Raw genomic sequence first — 23,883 nt, 5'->3', positions numbered from 1 at the left:
GCCGTATCCCCGGCAACGGTTACGCCAGCGCTTTTGCCAGCAAGGTAATGGGATGTTCACAGCGTTTGCTGGTGGACATCTCGATCTGCCACTTGCAGGTTTCGCAGTCCGTCACCACGATATCTGCGCCGCTCTCTTCAATCTGCCGGAACAGCGGCGCGCCAATGGCCTGTGACGTTGGGTAGTTTTCACGCTTGAAGCCGTACGTGCCTGCGATGCCGCAGCAGCGTGAGTCCAGCACCGTCAGCTCCAGCCCGGGGATCAGCCGCAGCAGCTCAAGCGTATAGATCGACCAGCCCATCTTCTCCATATGACATGGCGTGTGATACACCACCTTCAGCGGCAATTTGCCCAGCGGTAACGTCTGCCCGCTGTCCAGTTTGCGCCAGAGAAAACGGGTCGCCAGCTCAATGTGCTCGCGCAGGCCGGTGTTATCCACCTCCAGCAGATGCGGATATTCATCGCGCAGCGTGAAGGTACAGGTTGACGACGTCGCCAGTACCGGTATCCCTTTGTCGACGATCGCCTCACGTAAAGAGGTGACGTTGCTGCTCGCCTGCTTGCGCGCTTTGTCGATGAAGCCGTTGGCAATCAGCGGAACGCCGCAGCACTTTTCTTTGCTCAGCAGCTGAACGCCCGTTCCCATGGCGTTCAGGACTTTCAGCAGGTCTTTCCCCAGCTGCGGATGGTTGTAGTTCACGTAGCAGCCGTGGAAGAAGGCGACCTGCTCAGAGAACTGCGCCTGTTCTGCCGCCACGGATTTAAACCAGCGGCGGAAGGTGCCGTGAGAATATTTCGGCAGACTGCGGTGATGGTCGATTTTGAGCGTCGCATCCAGCAGCCTGCGCACCGGCTTCAGGGCGGTGGCGGCATTGACGACCGGCGCGAAAGGCGTCGAGAGGCTACCCATCAGGTCGGTGTGGCTCAGTATCGCGTCACGCAGCGTCGGTTTTTGCGTACTGTAGCGGGCGCGGGCGCGCTGGATGATATCGCCTATTTTCACGTCCGACGGGCACGCAACTTCGCAGCGTTTGCAGTTGATGCAGTATTTCAGCGCCTCGTCGTAGAGCGCGCCATCCTTCAGGCGCAGACGCTCCCCGTCGGGACCGGCCTGTTTCGGGCCGGGATAGCGCGGATCGACGCCGCTGACCGGGCAAACCGTGGTGCAGACCGTGCATTTGATACAGCTTTCAAATCGGGTGTCGTTCATTGTGCTCCCTCCCTGCGCTGGAGAATCTGCTCCGCGACATGCAGCGCAGTGACGGCGCAGACGCCGCCACCGCAGCCCTGCGCCACGGGATCGTACCCGCCCAGAACCGAGCCGATGGCGTAAAGATTTTCAACCGGTTCCCCGCCCAGCCGCGGGCGCAGTTGGCTGTCGACGATCACGCCGAACTGCTGCCAGGGCTGCGGGGTGAAGAAATCGCTTTGATACCAGTCCGCGCGGGAAGCGCTTTGCCGGACGTCCAGACCGAGGATCGCCTCACGCACGCCATCCCGGCTGCTCAGCAGACCGTTACTGAAGAAACTGCCGCTTGCCAGCACCGTAAAGCGTGCGCGAAGCGGGATGTCGCCGTGGTTGCGGGTCCAGATTTCGCTTACCGCGCCCTCAGCCAGGATGATTTTTTTCACCTCGTCGCCTGCCATCCAGACGCCACCCTGGGCAACAAACTGACGCTGAAGCTGGGTGTGCAGACGAATGCCGGGCACGGAAGGGGGGAGCGTCGGCAGTAAACCGAGCGTACAGGGCAGGCGCGCCGAGAGCCAGCGCCAGAGCCGGTTGTCCGTTAAGCCAAAACAGGCGGGCATAAACAGGGCGTCGCAGGTCTCGCCGAGCGGTTGAAGCGCCGCGTACAGCTGCGGCCAGTAACTTTCATTATCCAGCAGGCGGGCAATGTTCATCGCACGAAACTCGCTGGGGTTTTCGCGCAGCACGTCGAGTTCGGGGAGATCAATCTCCGCCGTATCCACCTGAACACCCTGCTGTCTGAGAGACGCGGCGGCCAGATGCGGCTGGAAATCGAGGAAGCCGCTGATCCCCACCACCCGCACGCGCTCGGCAGCGATGGGGGCGACAGGCACCTCTTCCGGGCTAAGCCAGGCGGCGCGCAGGGTGCCGAGCGGCGTGACGCGCTGATGATTTTGCTCGGCGTCACCCTGCATGCGTGCGCCGCAGGTGGTGAGCAGGTGTTCGGTTTCGCAGGCAAAGCGGGCCATATTCTCTGCGCCCGTCAGGCGGTAGGGATGTTCAGGCGGCAGATCGGCGAACGATAGCGCGCCCAGTAAATCCAGCGAGCCGGAAGAGAAGTGCAGGGCACTCTGACCGCGAGTGACAATGGCGCAGCGCAGACCCCGCTGCGTCAGTTTGAGGCCGCACAGCAGGCCCGCCAGTCCCCCACCCACAATCACGGTATCAAATTTCATGGTTGTGCTCCTTCTCCAGACCGCAAAGCCCCTGATAGACCCAGCGGGTAAACTCGCTTTCGCGCAGGGCATCGCCCCAGGCGACGGGCTGAATGCCTTTCCAGCGCTCGTTTAAAAAATCGCTGAGCTGGGCAAGCGACTGGGTTGACGTGGTGGCGTGAAAACGTTGCAGCAGCCCGGCGGCACGGCAGGCGCACAGCTCCCCCTGACAGGTGCCCATCCCGACGCGCGTGCGGCGGCGTAAATCGAGCATGTTGTTCACCGTCAGGTTTTCCACGGCATACTGCACCTCGCCTGCGGTCACGGCTTCGCATTCGCACACCAGGCTGCGGCTGAGTCGCCCTTCACCGAGCCAGGTTGGGGTGCGGTCGCCGTGGCGGTAAATCGCTGAACCGCGAAGCGGGGCAGGAAGTGAAATGATTTTGTGCAGCGTTTTTTCTGTCGATTGTTGCGAGCCGGGCAGAGCCTGTTCCGCCGTCACGCACGGTGCGGTGTTGCCGAGCTTACGGCAGATGGCATCGGTGGCCCACTGGGCCATCAGCCGATAGGTCATCAGCTTGCCGCCAGTAATGGTGATAAACCCGTCCATGCCGTCGCGTTCGGCGTGATCGAGCAGCACGATGCCGCGGCTGACGTTACGCCCGCTCGGATCGTTATCGCTGGCGACGAGGGGACGCACGCCCGCGTAGGCACGCAGAATACGCGTCTGCGCCATCACCGGGGCCAGCTTTTCCCCTTCGCGCAGCAGGATATCCACCTCTTCAGCGGTGACGCGGTTGTAATCAATTTCGCTGTAGTCCACATGCATTGAGGTCGTGCCGATTAACGAAATGGTGTCCCCCGGCACGAGGATATCGGCGTCAGACGGTTTACGGCAGCGGTTGATGACATGGTTATTGATGCGGTGGTCGAGGATCAGCAGCGAGCCTTTCGCCGGGAACATGCGCACCGACAGGTCCGCGTATTCCGCGATGCGCTGGCCCCAGATCCCCGCCGCGTTGACCACGACGGCGGCATACAGCTCGCGGTGTTCGTTGTACTGCGCATCAAACACGCGCACTCCGCGCACGGTATTACCTTCACGAATAAGCCCGGTGACGTGATGCCCGGTCAGGATCTGGGCGCCATGTTCCCGCGCGTCGAGCATATTGGCGGCGGTCAGGCGGAAAGGATCAACGGTTCCGTCCGGTACTTTTACCGCGCCCAGTAACGCCGGGTTTACCGAGGGTTCAAGACGGCGCGCCTGCGCAGGATCGATCGCCTCGGCCTGAATGCCTGCCGCCGTGCAGGCGGTGATAAAGGTTTGCTGAAAGCCGAGATCATCTTCGGGAAGGGTGATAAAAAGACCGTTGGTCGGTTCAACGCAGTGGCGGGCGATGCGCCTGAGGATCTGGTTTTCAGCGATACACTCGCGTGCTGACTCAGCGTCAGTGACCGCATAGCGGGCGCCGCTGTGCAACAGACCGTGATTACGTCCCGTCGCGCCGGTGGCGATATCGTGGCGTTCCAGAAGCGTGACGCTCAATCCCCGCAGGGCGCAGTCGCGTGCGATGCCGGCACCCGTCGCGCCACCGCCAATGATAATCACATCGCTGAAGCTTGGATCGTGAATTGTCATTGCCTTTCCTCTATGTTCGTTTTTTAGCATTTAGCCACATTGATCGTGTGGTTTGTTTGATTTCGAACATAAACGCGCGAAATTCGAAAGTGAAACGTGATTTCATGCGCTTTTTTGCGCATTCTGTCATATTTCTGTAACAATCTGTGCGTTGATTCACAGTAACATTCACCGTGATTTCTTAACATCGCCGCCTCTGTAGCCGGGCGCGAGATGCCCGGTCATTTTTTGAAAGGCCACGGAGGCTGTTATGCTCAGTATCTTTAAACCTGCGCCACATCGGGCGCGACTGCCAGAGGCAGAGATTGATCCTCTCTACCGCCGTCTGCGTTGGCAAATCTTCCTCGGGATCTTCTTCGGGTATGCGGCGTACTATCTGGTACGTAAAAACTTTGCGCTCGCCATGCCGTACCTGGTGGAGCAGGGCTTCTCACGCGGCGATCTGGGATTTGCGCTGTCGGGGATCTCCATCGCGTACGGTTTTTCGAAGTTCATTATGGGGTCGGTGTCGGATCGCTCGAATCCGCGCGTGTTCCTGCCCGCCGGCCTGATCCTAGCGGCCGCGGTGATGCTGTTCATGGGCTTTGTGCCGTGGGCGACCTCCAGCATTGCCATCATGTTCGTGCTGCTGTTCCTCTGCGGCTGGTTCCAGGGGATGGGATGGCCGCCATGCGGACGCACCATGGTTCACTGGTGGTCACAGAAAGAGCGTGGTGGAATTGTATCTGTGTGGAACTGCGCACATAACGTCGGGGGCGGGCTTCCGCCGCTGCTGTTCCTGCTGGGGATGGCCTGGTTCAACGACTGGCATGCCGCGCTCTATATGCCAGCCTTTGGCGCCATTCTGGTGGCGATTATCGCCTTCGCTCTGATGCGCGACACCCCACAGTCCTGCGGCCTGCCGCCGATTGAAGAGTACAAAAACGACTACCCGGATGATTACAGCGAGAAGCACGAAGAAGAGCTGACGGCAAAGCAGATCTTCATGAAGTATGTGCTGCCAAACAAGCTGCTGTGGTACATCGCGGTGGCGAACGTATTTGTCTACCTGCTGCGTTACGGTATCCTCGACTGGTCCCCGACTTACCTGAAAGAGGTGAAGCACTTCGCGCTGGATAAATCCTCCTGGGCCTATTTCCTGTATGAATACGCGGGCATTCCCGGCACGCTGATCTGTGGCTGGATGTCGGACAAAGTCTTTAAGGGCAACCGTGGGGCGACGGGCGTGTTCTTTATGACGCTGGTCACCATCGCGACGGTCGTTTACTGGCTAAACCCGCCGGGTAATCCGGGTGTGGATATGGCCTGTATGATCGTCATCGGCTTCCTGATTTATGGTCCGGTTATGCTGATTGGTCTGCATGCCCTGGAGCTGGCGCCGAAGAAAGCGGCAGGCACGGCGGCAGGCTTTACCGGTCTGTTTGGCTACCTCGGCGGTTCAGTGGCGGCAAGTGCCATCGTCGGTTACACCGTCGACTTCTTCGGCTGGGACGGCGGCTTTATGGTGATGATTGGCGGCAGCGTGCTGGCTGTTCTGCTGCTGGTTGTTGTGATGATTGGTGAAAAACGTCACCACGCCGAAGTGCTGGCGCGTCGTCAATAAGGAGCATTGCGATGAAATTAACTCAGTTAGCGACAGGCCTGCTGCTGGCGGGCCTGATGACAGGCTCCGCGCTGGCGGCGGATAAGATCGTGATCGCCCACCGTGGCGCCAGCGGTTATCTGCCGGAGCATACGCTGCCGGCAAAAGCGATGGCCTATGCCCAGGGCGCGGATTATCTGGAGCAGGATCTGGTGATGACGAAGGACGACCAGCTGGTCGTTCTGCATGACCACTATCTTGACCGCGTCACGGACGTGGCGGAGCGTTTCCCGGATCGCGCCCGTAAAGATGGTCGCTACTACGCCATCGACTTCACGTTGGCGGAGATCCGCTCACTGAAGTTTACCGAGGGCTTCGAGATTGAAAACGGTAAGAAGGTGCAGGTCTATCCGGGACGTTTCCCGATGGGTAAGTCTGACTTCCGTATTCACACCTTCGAAGAGGAGATCGAGTTTGTTCAGGGGCTGAACCACTCGACAGGAAAAAATATCGGTATCTACCCGGAAATCAAAGCGCCGTGGTTCCACCATCAGGAAGGGAAGGACATTGCCGCGAAGACGCTGGAGGTACTGAAAAAGTACGGCTACACCAGCAAGCAGGATAAGGTTTTCCTGCAATGTTTCGACGCCGCGGAACTGAAGCGCATCAAAACCGAGCTGGAGCCGAAAATGGGGATGGATCTCAATCTGGTGCAGCTGATTGCGTATACCGACTGGAATGAAACCCAGGAAAAACAGCCGGACGGGAAGTGGGTGAACTACAGCTACGACTGGATGTTTAAGCCGGGCGCGATGAAGCAGATTGCGCAGTACGCCGACGGCATCGGGCCGGATTACCACATGCTGGTGGCGGAAGGCTCAACGCCGGGTCACGTGAAGCTGACGGCGATGGTGAAAGAGGCGCATGCGAGCAAGATGCAGGTGCATCCGTATACCGTACGCGCAGACCAGCTGCCGGAGTATGCGACGGACGTGAATCAGCTTTACGACGTGCTGTATAACCAGGCGGATGTGGACGGGTTGTTTACGGATTTCCCGGATAAAGCGGTGAGCTTTTTGAAGGATAAACGCTGAAATTGCCGGGTGGCGGCTGCGCCTTACCCGGCCTACGAACTGCGGTTTTGTAGGTCGGGTCAGCGAAGCGCCACCCGACATAATTACATCTCGATCTCAATATCGCCTTTTGCCCGGCAGCAGCAGGGCAAAATTTCCCCTTCGCTGATAAAGGCCAGCGGTTCGGTCAGCCAGTCTACCTGGCCTGCGACCAGACGGCAGCGGCAGGAGCCGCAGTAGCCTTCACGACACTGGTACTCTACTTCTACCTGATGCGCTTCAAGCGCCACCAGCAGAGAAGGGTGCTCTTCCTGGCACAACACCTCTGTACCAGAAAGGCTCAGCGTTACGCGGCTCATCAGAGCTGGAAATCGCTCAGGTCGTCGGTGTTGACTTCAGAATCAATCTGACCGACCAGATAAGAACTCACTTCCACTTCCTGCGGCGCAACCTGCACGTTATCGGACACCAGCCAGGTGTTGATCCACGGAATCGGGTTAGAGCGCGTCTGGAATGGCAGATCGAGACCCACAGCCTGCATGCGGATGTTAGTGATGTACTCCACGTACTGGCACAGAATGTCTTTGTTCAGGCCAATCATGGAGCCGTCGCGGAACAGGTAGTCTGCCCACTCTTTCTCCTGCTGGGCGGCCAGCACGAACAGATCGTAGCATTCCTGCTTGCACTCTTCGGCAATCGCTGCCATTTCCGGGTCGTCCGCGCCGCTGCGCAGCAGGTTCAGCATGTGCTGAGTCCCGGTCAGATGCAGGGCTTCGTCACGGGCGATCAGGCGGATGATTTTGGCGTTGCCTTCCATCAGCTTGCGCTCGGCAAAGGCGAAGGAGCAGGCGAAGCTCACGTAGAAGCGGATCGCTTCCAGCGCGTTAACGCTCATCAGGCACAGGTACAGCTGCTTTTTCAGGGCCCGCAGGTTTACGGTAATGGTTTTGCCGTTCACGTTATGCGTGCCTTCGCCCAGCAGATGCCAGTAGCTGGTCATCTCGATCAGCTCGTCGTAGTAGTGCGCAATGCCTTCCGCGCGCTTCTGGATCTGCTCGTTGGTGACGATATCGTCAAACACCACCGCCGGATCGTTCACGATGTTGCGGATGATGTGGGTGTAAGAGCGGGAGTGGATCGTCTCGGAGAACGCCCAGGTTTCTACCCAGGTTTCCAGCTCAGGAATCGAGATCAGCGGCAGCAGCGCCACGTTCGGACTACGGCCCTGAATGGAGTCCAGCAGCGTCTGGTACTTCAGGTTGCTGAGGAAGATGTGCTTTTCGTGTTCCGGCAGCGCCTGGAAATCGATACGGTCGCGGGAAACGTCAACTTCTTCCGGACGCCAGAAGAAGGAGAGTTGCTTTTCAATCAGCTTTTCGAAGATGTCATATTTTTGCTGATCGTAGCGTGCCACGTTGACCGGCTGGCCGAAGAACATCGGCTCTTTGAGCTGGTCGTTTTTCGTCTGTGAAAAGGTGGTATATGCCATTGCGGTGAGTCCTGTTGAGATTTTATTGCCCGGCGGCACTGCGTTTGCCGGGCCTACAAAACCGTAGGCCGGGTAAGCGTAGCGCCACCCGGCGAAGTGCTTAGATCTTACATGCGCCGCTTTCGCAGCCATCGTCCTGAATTGACGGCACCAGGTCGTCCTGGGCGTCTTCCGCACCATCACGGGTGTTGTGATAGTACAGCGTTTTCACGCCAAATTTGTAGGCGGTGAGCAGGTCCTTCAGCAGTTGCTGCATCGGAACCTTGCCAGACGGGAAGCGCGTTGGGTCGTAGTTGGTATTGGCAGAGATCGACTGGTCGATAAACTTCTGCATGATACCCACCAGTTGCAGATAGCCGTCGTTGTTTGGCATTTCCCACAGCAGCTCGTAGTTGTCACCCAGCGTTTCGTAATCCGGCACCACCTGACGCAGCACGCCGTCTTTCGACGCTTTGATGCTGACGTGGCCGCGCGGTGGCTCAATACCGTTGGTGGCGTTGGAGATCTGCGAAGAGGTCTCGGACGGCATCAGGGCAGAGAGCGTGGAGTTACGCAGGCCGTGAGTTTTAATGGACTCGCGCAGGCCTTCCCAGTCGAGGTGCAGCGGCTCGCTGACGATCGCATCCAGGTCTTTTTTGTAGGTGTCGATCGGCAGAATGCCTTTCGCGTAGGTGGTTTCGTTGAACCACGGGCACGCGCCTTGCTCTTTCGCCAGCTCGTTAGAGGCTTTCATCAGGTAGTACTGAATCGCTTCGAACGTCTGGTGCGTCAGATTGTTGGCGCTGCCGTCGGAGTAACGCTTGCCGTTTTTCGCCAGCCAGTAGGCGAAGTTGATCACGCCGATACCTAAAGTGCGACGGCCCATTGCGCCGCGTTTTGCCGCCGGGATTGGGTAATCCTGGTAATCCAGCAGGGCGTCGAGCGCACGAACCGCCAGCACCGCCAGCTCTTCCAGCTCGTCCAGGCTCTTAATCGCACCCAGGTTGAATGCGGACAGCGTACAGAGCGCGATTTCACCGTTTTCGTCGTTCACGTCTTCCAGCGGTTTGGTCGGCAGGGCGATCTCCAGGCACAGGTTGGACTGGCGCACTGGTGCAACCACCGGATCGAACGGGCTGTGGGTGTTGCAGTGGTCAACGTTCTGGATGTAGATACGACCGGTAGAGGCACGTTCCTGCATCATCAGGGAGAACAGATCGACCGCTTTCACGCGCTGCTTGCGGATGCTGTCGTCTTTTTCATATTTGGTGTACAGACGCTCGAACTCGTCCTGATCGGCGAAGAACGCGTCGTACAGACCCGGGACGTCGGACGGGCTGAACAGGGTGATGTCTTCCCCTTTCAGCAGACGGGTGTACATCAGCTTGTTGATCTGCACGCCGTAGTCCATGTGACGCACGCGGTTGCCTTCCACGCCGCGGTTGTTTTTCAGAACCAGCAGGCTTTCCACTTCCAGGTGCCACATCGGGTAGAACAGGGTCGCTGCACCACCACGCACGCCGCCCTGAGAGCAGGATTTTACTGCCGTCTGGAAGTGCTTGTAGAACGGAATACAGCCGGTGTGGAACGCTTCACCGCCGCGGATCGGGCTGCCCAGTGCACGGATACGGCCGGCGTTGATGCCGATACCGGCACGCTGGGAGACGTATTTCACGATGGCGCTGGAGGTCGCGTTGATGGAATCCAGGCTGTCACCACACTCGATCAGTACGCAGGAGCTGAACTGACGGGTAGGGGTACGCACGCCAGACATGATTGGCGTAGGCAGAGAAATCTTGAACGTAGAGACCGCATCGTAGAAACGCTTCACGTAGTCCAGACGGGTTTCACGCGGGTAATTAGAGAACAGGCAGGCGGCCACCAGAATATAGAGGAACTGGGCGCTCTCGTAGATTTCGCCCGTCACACGGTTCTGAACCAGGTATTTACCTTCGAGCTGCTTCACCGCCGCGTAGGAGAAGTTCATGTCGCGCCAGTGATCGATAAACCCGTTCATCTGCTCGAACTCTTCTTCCGTATAGTCTTCCAGCAGATGCGTGTCGTATTTGCCCAGCTCGACCATTTTCACTACGTGATCGTAAAGCTTCGGCGGCTCGAACTGGCCGTAGGCTTTTTTACGCAGGTGGAAAATCGCCAGACGCGCAGCGAGGTACTGATAATCCGGTGCGTCGCGGGAGATCAGATCTGCCGCGGCTTTGATAATGGTTTCGTGGATATCAGACGTTTTGATGCCGTCGTAGAACTGAATGTGAGAACGCAGTTCAACCTGGGAGATAGATACGTTGTTCAGTCCTTCTGCTGCCCAGTCGAGAACTCGATGGATTTTGTCCAGATTGATACGCTCGGTGGTACCGTCGCGCTTTGTCACCAGCAGACTCTGATTCATGTGGGTTTTTACCTGTCCGTGAAATAAAAAAATATCCCCCGCTTATCCACAGAACCGTCTTGTGACTAACTCTGTGGATAAATACTACATATAGGGGTTTTGCGATAAGAAGAACGCTATATGGTGAGTATTCTAGTATCGAATCTTTTCAGCACAAGGGTTGATTTTGACGTTAAATTGAGGTTGTGAAAGGGTAAAAAAGGCTAAGTCCTCGTGCCGTAAGGCCTGGAAGAGATGTCAATAATTAAGAAAAAAAATTCAAAATTTGATCGAGTGCTGATTTCTTCAACGGGAGGTCAGAATTGCGCAACATGATGTCGCGCAATCATTATAAGAATAACGGATGACGTTAGTCGTTTTTGGCGGTTGTGTGCAACATATAGTTAACATCCACACCTGGGGCAAGTTTGAATTTATCCGTCAGCGGATTGTAGTGCAGACCCGTCATGTGCTGCTCCTTAAGCCATGTCTGGTCAACCCAGCCCAGCAGTTCGGCAGGCTTGATGAACTTCTTCACGTCGTGCGTCCCTTTCGGCACCATGCGCAGCACGTATTCCGCGCCTACCACGGCCATCAGCCAGGCTTTGCCGTTGCGGTTGATGGTCGAGAAGAAGACCTGTCCACCCGGTTTCACCAGTTTTGCACAGGCGCTGACCACCGACTGCGGATCGGGAACGTGCTCCAGCATCTCCATGCAGGTCACCACGTCATACTGGTGCGCATGTTTTGCCGCGTGCTCTTCCACGGTTTCCTGGACATATTCTACCTGTACGCCGGACTCCAGCGCATGAAGACGCGCAACCTGTAGAGGTTCGAAGCCCATGTCCAGACCGGTGACGGTGGCCCCTTCACGCGCCATACTTTCCGCCAGGATGCCGCCGCCGCAGCCGACGTCGAGCACTTTCTTACCGAACAGACCGCCGGAACGCTCCGCGATATAGCCCAGACGCAGCGGGTTAATACGATGCAGAGGTTTGAACTCACCTTCGAGATCCCACCAGCGGGACGCCACCGCTTCAAATTTGGCAATCTCTTCGTGGTCAACGTTGTGAGCCACCGGGGATTTTTCGGCATTCATGGGCGCTTTTACTCCTTATTTAGCAAGACAAATGAGTATATCAGGCAATCCCTGTGAATAAAGCGTATAGGTTTACCTGTATCACCGCGGCTGTGTTATAATTTGCGACCTTTGAATCCGGGATACAGTAGAGGGATAGCGGTTAGATGAGCGACCTTGCGAGAGAAATTACACCGGTTAACATCGAGGAAGAGCTGAAAAGCTCCTATCTGGACTATGCGATGTCGGTCATTGTTGGCCGTGCGCTGCCGGACGTCCGCGATGGCCTGAAGCCGGTACACCGTCGCGTACTATACGCCATGAACGTATTGGGCAATGACTGGAATAAAGCCTACAAAAAATCTGCCCGTGTCGTTGGTGACGTAATCGGTAAATACCATCCTCATGGTGATTCCGCGGTGTACGACACCATTGTCCGTATGGCGCAGCCCTTCTCGCTGCGTTACATGCTGGTAGATGGTCAGGGTAACTTTGGTTCTATCGACGGCGACTCCGCCGCGGCAATGCGTTATACGGAAATCCGTCTGGCGAAGATTGCCCATGAGCTGATGGCTGACCTGGAAAAAGAGACGGTTGATTTCGTTGATAACTACGACGGCACGGAAAAAATTCCTGACGTTATGCCAACGAAGATCCCAAACCTGCTGGTGAACGGTTCGTCCGGTATCGCCGTCGGTATGGCAACCAACATTCCACCGCACAATATCACGGAAGTGATCAACGGCTGCCTGGCCTACATTGACGATGAAGACATCAGCATTGAAGGGCTGATGGAACACATCCCGGGCCCGGACTTCCCGACGGCGGCAATCATCAATGGCCGTCGCGGTATTGAAGAAGCGTACCGCACCGGTCGCGGCAAGATTTACATCCGTGCCCGCGCCGAAGTGGAAGCGGACGCTAAAACCGGCCGTGAAACCATTATTGTTCACGAGATCCCGTATCAGGTGAACAAAGCGCGACTGATTGAAAAAATCGCCGAGCTGGTAAAAGAAAAACGCGTTGAAGGCATCAGCGCGCTGCGTGACGAGTCTGATAAAGACGGTATGCGCATCGTGATTGAAATCAAGCGCGACGCGGTGGGTGAAGTTGTGCTGAACAACCTTTACTCCCAGACTCAGCTTCAGGTCTCCTTCGGTATCAACATGGTTGCGCTGCACCATGGCCAGCCGAAGATCATGAACCTGAAAGAGATCCTGAGCGCGTTCGTGCGTCACCGCCGTGAAGTGGTGACCCGTCGTACCATCTTCGAACTGCGCAAAGCGCGCGACCGTGCCCATATCCTTGAAGCACTGGCCGTTGCGCTGGCGAACATCGACCCGATCATCGAGCTGATCCGCCGTGCGCCGACGCCGGCAGAAGCGAAGGCGTCGCTGGTTGCGCGTCCATGGGATCTGGGCAACGTGGCGGCAATGCTGGAACGTGCCGGTGATGACGCTGCGCGTCCTGAGTGGCTGGAACCGGAATTCGGCGTGCGTGACGGTCAGTACTACCTGACTGAACAGCAGGCCCAGGCGATTCTGGATCTGCGTTTGCAGAAACTGACCGGCCTTGAGCATGAAAAACTGCTCGACGAGTACAAAGAGCTGCTGGAGCAGATTGCCGAGCTGCTGCATATCCTGGGTAGCGCAGAGCGCCTGATGGAAGTGATCCGTGAAGAGCTGGAGCTGGTTCGCGATCAGTTCGGCGACGAGCGTCGCACCGAAATCACAGCCAATAGCTCTGATATCAACATTGAAGATCTGATCAACCGCGAAGACGTGGTAGTGACGCTGTCTCACCAGGGCTACGTGAAGTATCAGCCGTTGACCGACTACGAAGCACAGCGTCGTGGCGGTAAAGGCAAATCTGCGGCGCGTATTAAAGAAGAAGACTTCATTGACCGTCTGCTGGTGGCCAACACCCACGACACGATCCTCTGCTTCTCCAGCCGGGGCCGTCTGTACTGGATGAAAGTCTATCAGCTGCCGGAAGCGAGCCGTGGCGCGCGGGGTCGTCCTATCGTCAACCTGCTGCCGCTGGAAGCGAACGAACGTATCACCGCTATTCTGCCGGTACGCGAGTACGAAGAGGGCGTGAACGTCTTTATGGCGACCGCGAGCGGTACCGTGAAGAAAACCGCGCTGACCGAGTTCAGCCGTCCACGTTCTGCCGGGATCATCGCGGTGAACCTGAACGAAGGCGATGAGCTGATCGGCGTGGATCTGACCTCCGGTTCTGATGAAGTTATGCTGTTCTCTGCCGCCGGTAAAGTGGTGCGCTTTAAAGAGAACGCCGTGCGCGCAATGGGTCGTACGGCGACCGGCGTGCGTGGTATCAAGCTGGCGGGTGAAGACAGCGTGGTTTCCCTGATCGTTCCTCGTGGCGAAGGCGCAATCCTGACCGTCACCCAGAACGGCTATGGTAAACGTACGGCGGAAAGCGAATACCCGACCAAGTCTCGCGGCACGCAGGGCGTTATCTCCATCAAAGTGACCGAGCGCAACGGTTCCGTTGTTGGCGCGGTGCAGGTGGACGACGCGGACCAGATCATGATGATCACCGATGCCGGTACGCTGGTGCGTACCCGCGTGTCTGAGATCAGCGTGGTGGGTCGTAACACCCAGGGCGTTATCCTCATCCGCACTGCGGAAGATGAAAACGTCGTCGGTCTGCAACGCGTTGCTGAGCCGGTGGATGACGAAGAGCTCGACTCTATCGACGGCAGCGTTGCGGAAGGGGATGATGAAATCGCCCCGGAAGCGGACACCGATGATGAAGTAGCGGATGACGCTGACGAGTAACGTCTCCTGACGCATAAAGGGCCGGTTTCCGGCCCTTTTGTTTTGCGCAAGCAGACAAGTGAACATTGCGACAAGCCGCGTTTACCGCTACCTTAACCACATTCTTTTTGACCCCGACGGCGGAGCCTCGCCCCTTTGAAATACCTCGTCTCCTTTCGTACCACGTTAAAAGTCTCTCGCTATCTGTTTCGGGCGCTTGCGCTACTGCTATGGTTGCTGGTGGCACTGCTCTCGGTGTTTTACATCGTTAACGCGTTACACCAGAAAGAAGCGGAGATCCGCCAGGAGTTTAACTTAAGCTCGGATCAGGCTCAGCGCTATATCCAGCGCACGTCTGACGTGATGAAAGAGCTTAAGTATATTGCTGAGAATCGACTCACGGCGGAGAACGGCATTCTTGCTATCCGCGGTCGGGATGAAAAAACCGAAGTACCTGATTTCGAACCGCTCTTCCCGGACTCCGATTGTTCCGCCATGAGCAAAGCCTGGCGTGGTTCACTGGAGTCCCTCTCATGGTTTATGCGCTACTGGCGCGATAATTTCTCGGCCGCCTACGATCTGAACCGTGTCTACCTGATTGGCAACGAAAATCTCTGCATGGCGGATTTCGGCCTGCGGGATATGCCCGTCGAACGCGAAGACGCGCTGAAAAGTCTGCATGAGCGTATAGTGAAATACCGCAATGCGCCTCAGGAAGAGCGCGGGAACAACATCTTCTGGATAAGCCAGGGGCCGCGCATGGGCGTCGGCTATTTCTATGCCCTGACTCCGGTTTACCTCGGAAACCGCCTGCAAGCGCTGCTGGGGATTGAACAAACCATCCGTATGGAAAACTTCTTCACGCCGGGCAGTCTGCCGATGGGCGTGACCATTCTGGATGAAAACGGCCATCCGCTCATCTCCCTTACCGGGCCTGAAAACCGCCTGAAGGTGGAACCCAGCTGGATGCAGGAGCGGTCATGGTTTGGCTATACCTCCGGGTTCCGCGAGCTGGTGCTGAAGAAAAGTTTACCGCCATCGTCGCTGAGCATTGTCTACTCGCTGCCGGTGGACAAGGTCCTGGAGCGCATTCGCATCCTGATCCTTAACGCCATTTTGCTAAACATCGCGGTAGGCGTCGCGCTGTTTATGCTGGCGAGAATGTATGAGCGGCGGATCTTTATTCCTGCGGAAGCGGATGCTCAGCGTCTGGAAGAGCATGAGCAGTTTAACCGTAAAATTGTCGCCTCGGCGCCGGTAGGGATCTGCATCCTGCGTACTCAGGACGGGACAAATATCCTCAGTAACGAGCTTGCCCATAACTACCTGAACATGCTCACGCATGAAGACCGCCAGCGGTTAACGCAGATCATCTGCGGTCAGCAGGTTAACTTTGTGGATGTGCTGACCAGCACCCACACCAACCTGCAAATCAGCTTCGTCCATTCTCGCTACCGCAATGAAAACGTGGCCATTTGCGTGCTGGTGGACGTCTCTGCGCGCGTGAAAATGGAAGAGTCATTGCAGGATATGGCGCAGGCGGCGGAGCAGGCCAGTCAGTCGAAATCGATGTTCATCGCGACCGTCAGCCATGAGCTGCGAACGCCGCTGTACGGCATTATCGGTAACCTCGACCTGCTCCAGACCAAAGAGCTGCCGAAAGGGGTCGACCGGCTGGTGACGGCCATGAACAACTCGTCCAGCCTGCTGCTGAAAATCATCAGCGATATTCTCGATTTCTCTAAAATTGAATCCGAGCAGTTGAAAATAGAGCCGCGCGAGTTCTCCCCGCGCGAAGTGATGAACCATATCTGCGCTAACTACCTGCCGCTGGTGGTGCGTAAACAGCTTGGGCTGTACTGCTTTATCGAGCCGGATGTGCCGCTGACGCTGCATGGCGATCCGATGCGTCTGCAACAGGTCATCTCAAACCTGCTGAGCAACGCCATCAAATTCACCGATATCGGCTGTATTGTGCTGCACGTCTGTCGGGCAGGGGAGTACCTGACCATTCGCGTGCGCGACACGGGTGTTGGCATTCCGGCGAAAGAGGTCGTTCGCCTGTTCGATCCGTTCTTCCAGGTGGGAACCGGCGTCCAGCGTAATTTCCAGGGGACCGGGCTAGGTCTGGCGATTTGCGAGAAGCTTATCAGTATGATGGATGGAGATATCTCCGTCGATACAGAGCCAGGCATGGGCAGCCAGTTCACCATTCGTATTCCGCTCTATTCGGCGCACTATCCGGCGAAAACCACCGTCGACGGGCTGAGCGATAAGCACTGCTGGCTGGCGGTGCACAACGCCTCCTTACATGATTTCCTGACCTCGATGCTGACCAGCAGCGGCGTGCGGGTTTCACGCTACGAAGGCCAGACGCCGGACGCGGATGACATGCTGATCACCGACGTTGAGCCGGAGCAGGCGTGGGCGGGGCGCGGCGTAGTGATGTTGTGCCGCCGTCATATCGGTATTCCGCTTGAGCGTTCGCCTGGGGTATGGGTGCACAGCGTGGCGACACCGCACGAGCTGCTGGGCTTGCTGGCGCGTATTTACAGCGTGCAGCTTGAGGACAGCGACGGCGCCACCGTGCTGGCTTCCCCTGATGAGCTGGCGTCGGTGAACGACGATATGATGATTCTGGTCGTCGACGATCATCCGATTAACCGTCGTCTGCTCGCAGATCAGCTTGGCTCTCTGGGCTATCAGTGTAAAACGGCCAATGATGGCGTGGATGCCCTGAATGTCTTAAGTAAGAACCATATTGATATTGTGCTCAGCGATGTGAACATGCCTAACATGGACGGCTACCGTCTGACGCAGCGTATCCGACAGCTGGGGCTGACGCTGCCGGTGGTGGGGGTGACAGCCAACGCGCTGGCGGAGGAGAAGCAGCGCTGTCTGGAATCGGGAATGGACAGCTGCCTGTCGAAGCCGGTCACGCTGGATGTACTGAAGCAGACACTGTCCGTGTATGCGGAGCGGGTACGAAAAGCGAGACAATAAAAAAGGCCCGAAAGGGCCTTTTTTATTTCTCCGGCGGCTGTAGGCCGGGTAAGCGCGAGCGCCACCCGGCGTAGACAGCGAAGATCAATCTTTGTCCGTTGCGCTCAGCGTCACGGAAGAGAGATAGTTCAGCAGGGCGATATCGTTATCAACACCCAGCTTCATCATCGCGGATTTTTTCTGGCTACTGATGGTTTTAATACTGCGGTTCAGCTTTTTGGCGATTTCAGTGACCAGGAAACCTTCAGCGAACAGACGCAGAACTTCACTCTCTTTAGGCGAGAGACGCTTGTCGCCATAACCACCCGCGCTGATTTTTTCAAGCAGGCGCGAGACGCTCTCAGGAGTGAATTTCTTCCCTTTCTGTAGCGCCGCCAGCGCTTTTGGCAGATCGGTAGGTGCGCCTTGTTTCAGCACAATCCCTTCAATATCGAGATCCAGAACGGCGCTCAGGATCGCCGGGTTATTGTTCATGGTCAGAACAATGATCGAAATGTCCGGGAAGTGGCGTTTAATGTATTTGATGAGCGTGATCCCATCACCGTACTTATCTCCAGGCATGGAGAGATCGGTAATGAGCACGTGCGCATCAAGTTTAGGCAAATTGTTAATGAGGGCTGTGGAATCTTCAAATTCACCGACTACATTCACCCACTCGATCAGTTCAAGTGATTTGCGAATACCGAACAGTACAATCGGATGGTCATCGGCAATAATTACGTTCATATTGTTCATGTATAAGGCTACCTTGCTACAGCAAGCTCTTGACGTAAGCGTCAATGTCGCTGATGTATTTTTCAATGCCAGAGGCATCTTTCTCACGAATTAGATGTTCCAGCGTTTCACATAACTGCTTGCCGGGAACCAGATTAAGCATGGCAAACACCCCTTTAAGCCGGTGTGCTGTCTGTGCCAGCGCTGCAAAATCCTGCGCAGCGGACTCAGTATACAACCGCTTAACATCATCTGGTACTGTATCAACGAAGAGCGAATAATATCCGCTGGCATGGAGTTCGGCATTTTCATCGCCGCCTAACGGTGACTCCAGGATCTCTTCCTGCGCCAGATTCTCTTCAATCAGTTGTAATACAGCTTCCTGCATTGCATTGCTCATATTAAAGTTGACGCGCAGCTGCCCAGGGCCGATTTTCCGCACGCCTGGCTCATCATCGCTTAAAAGCAAGCCTGAGGCAGTAAGATTAGACGGATTATCAGTTAAAAATAGATCAAATTCTTGACTCGCGAGCCTTTCGTCCGGGGTAATGCAGGACGCCCCCCAGTTTTCCAGCTGACGAACGACGATATTACGGATCTCACTGGAGGTCACATCCACCATCACCACCACATCGTCCAGCAGACGCTCTTCATCCTCTTCCTGGGGATTCGCCGCCATTTTCACGTGTAAAGAGTAGCGGGTGCCGAGGGATTCGCGGGCCTTAATGTTCAGATGACCGCCCAGCTTACGCGCCAGCTGATCGCAAAGCCAGAAGGTGAGGGCATTCGCCTTACCGTAGTGGTCGCGCTGGGTATCGTTCAGGAACGGGAAGTGCAGGTTATCAATTTCGCTCACTGTGACGCCTTCGCCCGTATCCAGAATGCGGAACGTCAGACGATCGTCGGTGGACTCATCGGTGCTGACTTCAAGGGTGATCTTGCCGATCTGCGTCGTGGTGACGGCATACTGTATCAACATCATCAGGATGCGACGCAGGGCATCGCGATCGCCGTGACGTTCGTCGTTGGCCGGTAAATGGTTGTTGATCAGCAGCTGGAGTCCCTTGCGCTTGATCACCGGCAGGACTTCCGGCACCACCTCATCAATCAGGTCCTGAATGGAGAAGAGCGTAGGGGTGCCCTTCCAGATGTCATTCTCCAGCATGTTCGCAAGCTGGATTTCGTCCACCAGACGAACCAGGGAGTCGGCCTGGCTGCTGAGCTGTCGGCTTTCCGGCGTGCTCAGATCAGCAATCTGCGTGGCGAGTGACTTCAACGGTTGTTTAAAGGCATCGCCAATATTTTGCATAAACGCCGCGCGGCCATGTTGGTTTTTCTCGTACAGCCTTTGCGCCTGCTTGAGCTTTTTATTCACCAGCACTTCGCGATCCTGATCGCGAATGATGAAGATTTGCGTGCGCGAGGCGACCTGACTGCGGAACTGACGGATCTCATACAGTTCATTATTAACGGTGGCCTGAATAACGCCCTGGTGCTGGTCCGCCATGGCCGTAATATTTTGCAGGTTAAGATGCGGCAGAAGGTGATCGGCAATTTTATTGCTCATTACCGTGCGGTTAGCCTCCTGGTCGTGAACGAGCACCCCAAGCGGCAGCACGGAAATAATCTCTTCATTCAGGGCACGAAGAATGCGCAACTCGTTGCTGGTCCCGGCTGATACCGACGTCGAGTCGCTCTGGCGGCCCGACTGGAAACGGAAGGTGCTGTAGCCAAACAGCGCCAGCGCCAGCAGGCCAATATTCAGCAAAAGCGGCAGCAGAATGTTTTGCAGAGTATCAAGCATCAGGGTGCCAAAAGGCACCTGCCACACCAGACGCATACCGGTTGAGTTGAGCGATGAGGCAATCTCAATCTTTGAGCCATTAAAGGAGATCGCTACGCTGTCCGCGCCTTCTTTATCCGACGGCGTGCGCATATTTTGGGTGCTGTTGTCTGGCTCCAGACGGAAACTGTCCAGCGGCATATCCGGTGGGATGAGATCGTTAATCGGCAGGTCGAAGGCAACCACGGTCGCCAGATGGCCCGGCTGGTTAAAGGTGGTTCGCAGCGTAAAGTAGTGGCCATTCTGCCAGGCAAGACGGCGAAGCGACGAGAAACTTTCTCGCTCGTCCAGCGCGTTGGCCTGTTGCAGCATTTCTGCCCGACGGGAATCCACAATACTGCCAACGGTGGTCTCTTTAAAGCCGGAGGAGAGATCCTTAAGCGGCAGGGTCGAGATCAGGATCATGCTGTTGTCCTGACCGTTCAGGTAATACATTGACCACGGTACGGTCTCGGCGCCCCACAGGGTGTCCAGATAGGAGGAGATCCGCTGCGTCATCTCAAGCGTTGCGCTGTCGTGCGAGCCGAAAATCAGGGCTTCCGTCTTGCGCTGCGGTTTTTCAAGGTAATACACATCCTGCTTAAGGCGCGTTTCCTGCAACCCTTCGCCTGACGAGGTGGCAGGCGCGGCAGCGATATTGTCGTAGATTTGCCAGGTCGCATAGCGCCACGTATCAATGCGCTTATGCACCGCATGGGTGATATCGACGATTTGATAGCTTTTATCTTTAAGCCAGGTATTAACGGCGCTCTGAACCATCACCCCCATTGTGACTAACAGCACAACGATCAACAGAAGAAAGAAACGGGTGATGCTGCCCGGTAGAAGGGAGAATTTGCTCGGGGCGGTAGTTTCAGTCTGACTCATCGATGTGTTTAACCCGTAATGGCCGCGCGGTAATGGGATAGGGCAGTATAAAGGGTAATAACTGAATTTCCAGCGTCGTTAACGGTATGACCTTGACTTTTTATCCGGGTAACCGGCTTCAACGTCCCCGGATGAAAGGTGTACAAAACCCCGTGAAATGTATAAATACGCGATCGCACCGGCAGGAAAATAGCACGAATAAACAAGAAATTAATTTCAATAGCATAAAAAAGAATTCAGCGAAAGCCGGAATCTGGATTTAGTTAATAGTCGTTATCATTTCTGAGGGGTAGCACATAAAATGTAGGCTGACGTAAAGAAAGGTAAAAAAAAACCGAATGCGAAGCATCCGGTTCAATTAGGGATAAACAGACATTCAGAACTGAATGACGGTAATAAATAAAGTTAATGATGATAGCGAGAGTTATTTTAGTGGTGTTGAAGGGAATTTTTTTGTCATTCAGTGCTGTACCGTTTTTTAAGCTAATCACTTGTATTAAATAGAATATATTTTTGTTTTGATTATCCGTGCTATATTTTTAAACTATTTATGCTCTGTAAAAGTTCCTTCAAATTTACAAATTGAAACATGTTGATGGTAAAGTGAAACATCTTCAAAGTTTTCGTATCATATTCCTGTTGGATTATTCTGCATTTTTGAGGAGAATGAACTTGCCGACTGGTTAAGAGGGTTGACCAGTAAGCAGTGGTAAATAATAAGGCATATAACAGAGGGTTAATAAAATGAAAGTTAAAGTACTGTCCCTCCTGGTACCAGCTCTGCTGGTGGCAGGCGCAGCAAATGCGGCTGAAATTTATAACAAAGACGGCAACAAATTAGATCTGTACGGTAAAGTGGATGGTCTGCACTATTTCTCTGATGACGACAGTGCAGACGGCGACCAGACCTACATGCGTCTGGGCTTCAAAGGCGAAACTCAGGTTAACGACCAGCTGACCGGTTACGGCCAGTGGGAATACCAGATCCAGGGTAACTCTGGTGAGAACGAAAACAACTCATGGACGCGTGTGGCGTTCGCAGGTCTGAAATTCGCGGATGCGGGTTCATTCGACTACGGTCGTAACTACGGCGTTGTTTACGATGTGACTTCCTGGACCGACGTTCTGCCGGAATTCGGCGGCGATACCTACGGTTCTGACAACTTCATGCAGCAGCGTGGTAACGGCTTCGCGACCTACCGTAACCAGGACTTCTTCGGTCTGGTTGATGGTCTGAACTTCGCGTTGCAGTACCAGGGTAAAAACGGCAGCCCAAGCGGCGAAGGCCAGACCAACAACGGTCGTGAGGCACTGCGTCAGAACGGTGATGGCTACGGTGGCTCTCTGACCTACGATCTGGGCGAAGGCTTCGCACTCGGTACGGCGGTCACCAGCTCTAAACGTACTGATGACCAGAACGCCATGGCCTACGGTAACGGCGATCGCGCAGAGACCTACACCGGTGGTCTGAAATACGACGCGAACAACATCTACCTGGCTGCACAGTATACTCAGACTTACAACGCGACCCGTGCGGGCGACCTGGGCTGGGCTAACAAAGCGCAGAACTTCGAAGTGGTTGCGCAGTATCAGTTCGACTTCGGTCTGCGTCCATCCGTGGCGTACCTGCAATCTAAAGGTAAGGACCTGGAAAACGGCTACGGCGACCAGGATCTGCTGAAATATGTTGATGTTGGCGCGACTTACTACTTCAACAAAAACATGTCCACCTACGTTGATTACAAAATCAACCTGGTTGATGAGAACGACTTCACTCGCGCAGCAGGTATCGGTACTGACGATATCGTCGCGCTGGGTCTGGTTTACCAGTTCTAATTGCTCATACAGCGACAAAGGGGCCATCAGGCCCCTTTTTTCATGCTTTTTTAGGGTCTTACAAATACGCTGTTTTAGTGTACTCTTGCCGCCCTGGCATGAGGATAATAACTAATGGATATGACTTTTTTACGCGCCAGCGTTCTGGCGACTTTTTTACTCCTGACCGCGTGTGACTCTTCCACACAGCCCGCAAAAATCGACGCACCCGCCGCGACGGTGCTGGAAGGGAAAACCATGGGGACCTTCTGGCGCGTCAGCGTGATGGATATTGATAAATCCCGCGCTGAAGAATTACGCGGTAAAATTCAGGCGCAGCTGGATGCCGACGATCAGCTACTCTCTACCTATAAAAATGACTCAGCGCTGATGCGTTTCAATCGCTCCAGCAGCACCTCGCTGTGGCCGGTGAGCGAAGCGATGGCCGATATCGTCACGGAATCCATGCGCGTGGGCTACAAAACCAATGGCGCAATGGATGTGACCGTGGGGCCGCTGGTGAACCTGTGGGGATTTGGCCCCAACAAGCAGCCGGTGACTACACCCGATCAAGCCGCCATCGACGACGCCCGCGCCCGTACAGGGTTACAGCATCTGGCGGTGATCTCCCAGTACGGTCAGCAATACCTGCAAAAAGATATTCCCGACCTGTTTGTCGATCTCTCCACGGTAGGCGAGGGGTATGCTGCGGATCATCTCGCGGCCCTGATGGCGCAGGAAGGCATTCCGCGTTATCTGGTTTCCGTCGGGGGCGCGCTCGTCAGCCGGGGCATGAACGCCAGCGGCAGGCCGTGGCGAGTGGCCATCCAAAAACCAACCGATCAGCAGAACGCGGTGCAGGCGATTGTCGACATCAACGGGCACGGTATAAGCACCTCCGGAAGCTACCGCAACTATTACGAGCTGGATGGCAAACGTATCTCGCACGTGATTGATCCGCAAACCGGACGCCCGATTACCCACAACCTGGTGTCCGTGACGGTGATAGCCCCAACCGCGCTGGAAGCGGATGCCTGGGATACCGGATTGATGGTGCTCGGCACGGAGAAGGCCAAAGAGGTGGTGCGTCAGGAAGGGCTGGCCGTCTATATGATCACCAAAGAGGCTGACGGATTTAAAACCTGGAGTTCGCCGCAGTTCAACAGCTTCCTGGTGAGCGAAAAAAATTAAAAAGCAAGGTTGCGGGTTTTTGTTCGGTGGCGTTCAGG

The 23,883-nt window shown here is 55.7% G+C and carries 15 protein-coding genes; 6 read left to right on the top strand and 9 right to left on the bottom strand.

The genetic code is table 11. The features are described from left to right. Positions 1-19 precede the first annotated feature (19 nt). From glpC to glpA, 3 genes are read right to left on the bottom strand one after another with little or no spacing between them, the layout of a single operon-like run. A complete protein-coding gene (glpC, locus tag IPZ49_RS01165) occupies positions 20-1,210 on the bottom strand; it encodes an anaerobic glycerol-3-phosphate dehydrogenase subunit GlpC (RefSeq protein WP_045141706.1) in 1,191 nt (396 codons plus the stop codon). Further along, positions 1,207-2,424, bottom strand: a complete 1,218-nt coding sequence (gene glpB, locus IPZ49_RS01160; RefSeq protein WP_058689100.1) for a glycerol-3-phosphate dehydrogenase subunit GlpB — start codon at positions 2,422-2,424, stop codon at positions 1,207-1,209. The genes glpC and glpB overlap by 4 nt, the downstream gene beginning before the upstream one ends. Further along, positions 2,414-4,042 carry an anaerobic glycerol-3-phosphate dehydrogenase subunit A gene (gene glpA, locus IPZ49_RS01155; RefSeq protein WP_058689099.1) on the bottom strand — a complete coding sequence of 543 codons (1,629 nt, stop codon included), beginning with the start codon at positions 4,040-4,042 and terminating at the stop codon, positions 2,414-2,416. The genes glpB and glpA overlap by 11 nt, the downstream gene beginning before the upstream one ends. 250 nt (positions 4,043-4,292) lie before the next feature. Here glpA and glpT point away from each other — a divergent pair, with 250 nt between their 5' ends. Both glpT and glpQ read left to right on the top strand, forming a co-directional pair. Continuing rightward, the gene (gene glpT / locus IPZ49_RS01150; RefSeq protein ID WP_003859423.1) at positions 4,293-5,645 is read left to right on the top strand and encodes a glycerol-3-phosphate transporter; all 1,353 of its coding nucleotides are present in this window, start codon (positions 4,293-4,295) and stop codon (positions 5,643-5,645) included. Between the two features lie 11 nt (positions 5,646-5,656). Next, complete coding sequence (gene glpQ / locus IPZ49_RS01145; protein WP_017693020.1) at positions 5,657-6,718, top strand: glycerophosphodiester phosphodiesterase; 1,062 nt, start codon at positions 5,657-5,659, stop codon at positions 6,716-6,718. An 83-nt stretch (positions 6,719-6,801) separates the two neighbouring features. On the opposite strand, the gene yfaE is transcribed toward glpQ, so the two are convergent. The 4 genes from yfaE to ubiG form a co-directional block, all read right to left on the bottom strand. After that, positions 6,802-7,056 carry a class I ribonucleotide reductase maintenance protein YfaE gene (yfaE, locus tag IPZ49_RS01140; protein ID WP_003859419.1) on the bottom strand — a complete coding sequence of 85 codons (255 nt, stop codon included), beginning with the start codon at positions 7,054-7,056 and terminating at the stop codon, positions 6,802-6,804. Beyond that, positions 7,056-8,186, bottom strand: coding sequence for a class Ia ribonucleoside-diphosphate reductase subunit beta (gene nrdB / locus IPZ49_RS01135; RefSeq protein ID WP_026080618.1), 1,131 nt, complete (start codon positions 8,184-8,186; stop codon positions 7,056-7,058). The genes yfaE and nrdB overlap by 1 nt, the downstream gene beginning before the upstream one ends. 100 nt (positions 8,187-8,286) lie before the next feature. After that, on the bottom strand, positions 8,287-10,572 hold the full coding sequence (gene nrdA, locus IPZ49_RS01130; RefSeq protein ID WP_023295072.1) for a class 1a ribonucleoside-diphosphate reductase subunit alpha: 2,286 nt from the start codon (positions 10,570-10,572) through the stop codon (positions 8,287-8,289). A 349-nt stretch (positions 10,573-10,921) separates the two neighbouring features. Next, positions 10,922-11,650, bottom strand: a complete 729-nt coding sequence (gene ubiG / locus IPZ49_RS01125; RefSeq protein ID WP_006811346.1) for a bifunctional 2-polyprenyl-6-hydroxyphenol methylase/3-demethylubiquinol 3-O-methyltransferase UbiG — start codon at positions 11,648-11,650, stop codon at positions 10,922-10,924. 146 nt (positions 11,651-11,796) lie between these two features. Here ubiG and gyrA point away from each other — a divergent pair, with 146 nt between their 5' ends. Then, the gene (gyrA, locus tag IPZ49_RS01120) at positions 11,797-14,433 is read left to right on the top strand and encodes a DNA topoisomerase (ATP-hydrolyzing) subunit A (protein ID WP_017693022.1); all 2,637 of its coding nucleotides are present in this window, start codon (positions 11,797-11,799) and stop codon (positions 14,431-14,433) included. A gap of 135 nt (positions 14,434-14,568) precedes the next feature. After that, positions 14,569-17,415, top strand: coding sequence for a two-component system sensor histidine kinase RcsC (gene rcsC / locus IPZ49_RS01115; RefSeq protein ID WP_193762830.1), 2,847 nt, complete (start codon positions 14,569-14,571; stop codon positions 17,413-17,415). A gap of 84 nt (positions 17,416-17,499) precedes the next feature. On the opposite strand, the gene rcsB is transcribed toward rcsC, so the two are convergent. Then, the gene (rcsB, locus tag IPZ49_RS01110) at positions 17,500-18,150 is read right to left on the bottom strand and encodes a response regulator transcription factor RcsB (RefSeq protein WP_193762829.1); all 651 of its coding nucleotides are present in this window, start codon (positions 18,148-18,150) and stop codon (positions 17,500-17,502) included. A 16-nt stretch (positions 18,151-18,166) separates the two neighbouring features. After that, positions 18,167-20,839, bottom strand: a complete 2,673-nt coding sequence (gene rcsD, locus IPZ49_RS01105; protein WP_017383411.1) for a phosphotransferase RcsD — start codon at positions 20,837-20,839, stop codon at positions 18,167-18,169. A 744-nt stretch (positions 20,840-21,583) separates the two neighbouring features. Here rcsD and IPZ49_RS01100 point away from each other — a divergent pair. Together IPZ49_RS01100 and apbE are read left to right on the top strand one after the other, a co-directional pair. Then, entirely contained in the window at positions 21,584-22,675 is a 1,092-nt protein-coding gene (locus tag IPZ49_RS01100; protein ID WP_017693024.1) for a porin OmpC, read from the top strand. 114 nt (positions 22,676-22,789) lie between these two features. Next, entirely contained in the window at positions 22,790-23,845 is a 1,056-nt protein-coding gene (apbE, locus tag IPZ49_RS01095) for an FAD:protein FMN transferase ApbE (protein WP_015572290.1), read from the top strand. Positions 23,846-23,883: the final 38 nt, after the last annotated feature.

Origin of the sequence: Enterobacter cloacae complex sp. S2, assembly GCF_015159675.1 — a bacterium.
GTDB lineage: Bacteria > Pseudomonadota > Gammaproteobacteria > Enterobacterales > Enterobacteriaceae > Enterobacter > Enterobacter intestinihominis.
This window is presented reverse-complemented; position numbering and strand designations above follow the sequence as displayed.

Bases quoted from the DNA above. Each gene is read 5' to 3' on its own strand.
- glpC (WP_045141706.1), bottom strand. From the start codon at position 1,210: ATGAACGACACCCGATTTGAAAGCTGTATCAAATGCACGGTCTGCACC.
- glpB (WP_058689100.1), bottom strand. From the start codon at position 2,424: ATGAAATTTGATACCGTGATTGTGGGTGGGGGACTGGCGGGCCTGCTG.
- glpA (WP_058689099.1), bottom strand. From the start codon at position 4,042: ATGACAATTCACGATCCAAGCTTCAGCGATGTGATTATCATTGGCGGT.
- glpT (WP_003859423.1), top strand. From the start codon at position 4,293: ATGCTCAGTATCTTTAAACCTGCGCCACATCGGGCGCGACTGCCAGAG.
- glpQ (WP_017693020.1), top strand. From the start codon at position 5,657: ATGAAATTAACTCAGTTAGCGACAGGCCTGCTGCTGGCGGGCCTGATG.
- yfaE (WP_003859419.1), bottom strand. From the start codon at position 7,056: ATGAGCCGCGTAACGCTGAGCCTTTCTGGTACAGAGGTGTTGTGCCAG.
- nrdB (WP_026080618.1), bottom strand. From the start codon at position 8,186: ATGGCATATACCACCTTTTCACAGACGAAAAACGACCAGCTCAAAGAG.
- nrdA (WP_023295072.1), bottom strand. From the start codon at position 10,572: ATGAATCAGAGTCTGCTGGTGACAAAGCGCGACGGTACCACCGAGCGT.
- ubiG (WP_006811346.1), bottom strand. From the start codon at position 11,650: ATGAATGCCGAAAAATCCCCGGTGGCTCACAACGTTGACCACGAAGAG.
- gyrA (WP_017693022.1), top strand. From the start codon at position 11,797: ATGAGCGACCTTGCGAGAGAAATTACACCGGTTAACATCGAGGAAGAG.
- rcsB (WP_193762829.1), bottom strand. From the start codon at position 18,150: ATGAACAATATGAACGTAATTATTGCCGATGACCATCCGATTGTACTG.
- rcsD (WP_017383411.1), bottom strand. From the start codon at position 20,839: ATGAGTCAGACTGAAACTACCGCCCCGAGCAAATTCTCCCTTCTACCG.
- IPZ49_RS01100 (WP_017693024.1), top strand. From the start codon at position 21,584: ATGAAAGTTAAAGTACTGTCCCTCCTGGTACCAGCTCTGCTGGTGGCA.
- apbE (WP_015572290.1), top strand. From the start codon at position 22,790: ATGGATATGACTTTTTTACGCGCCAGCGTTCTGGCGACTTTTTTACTC.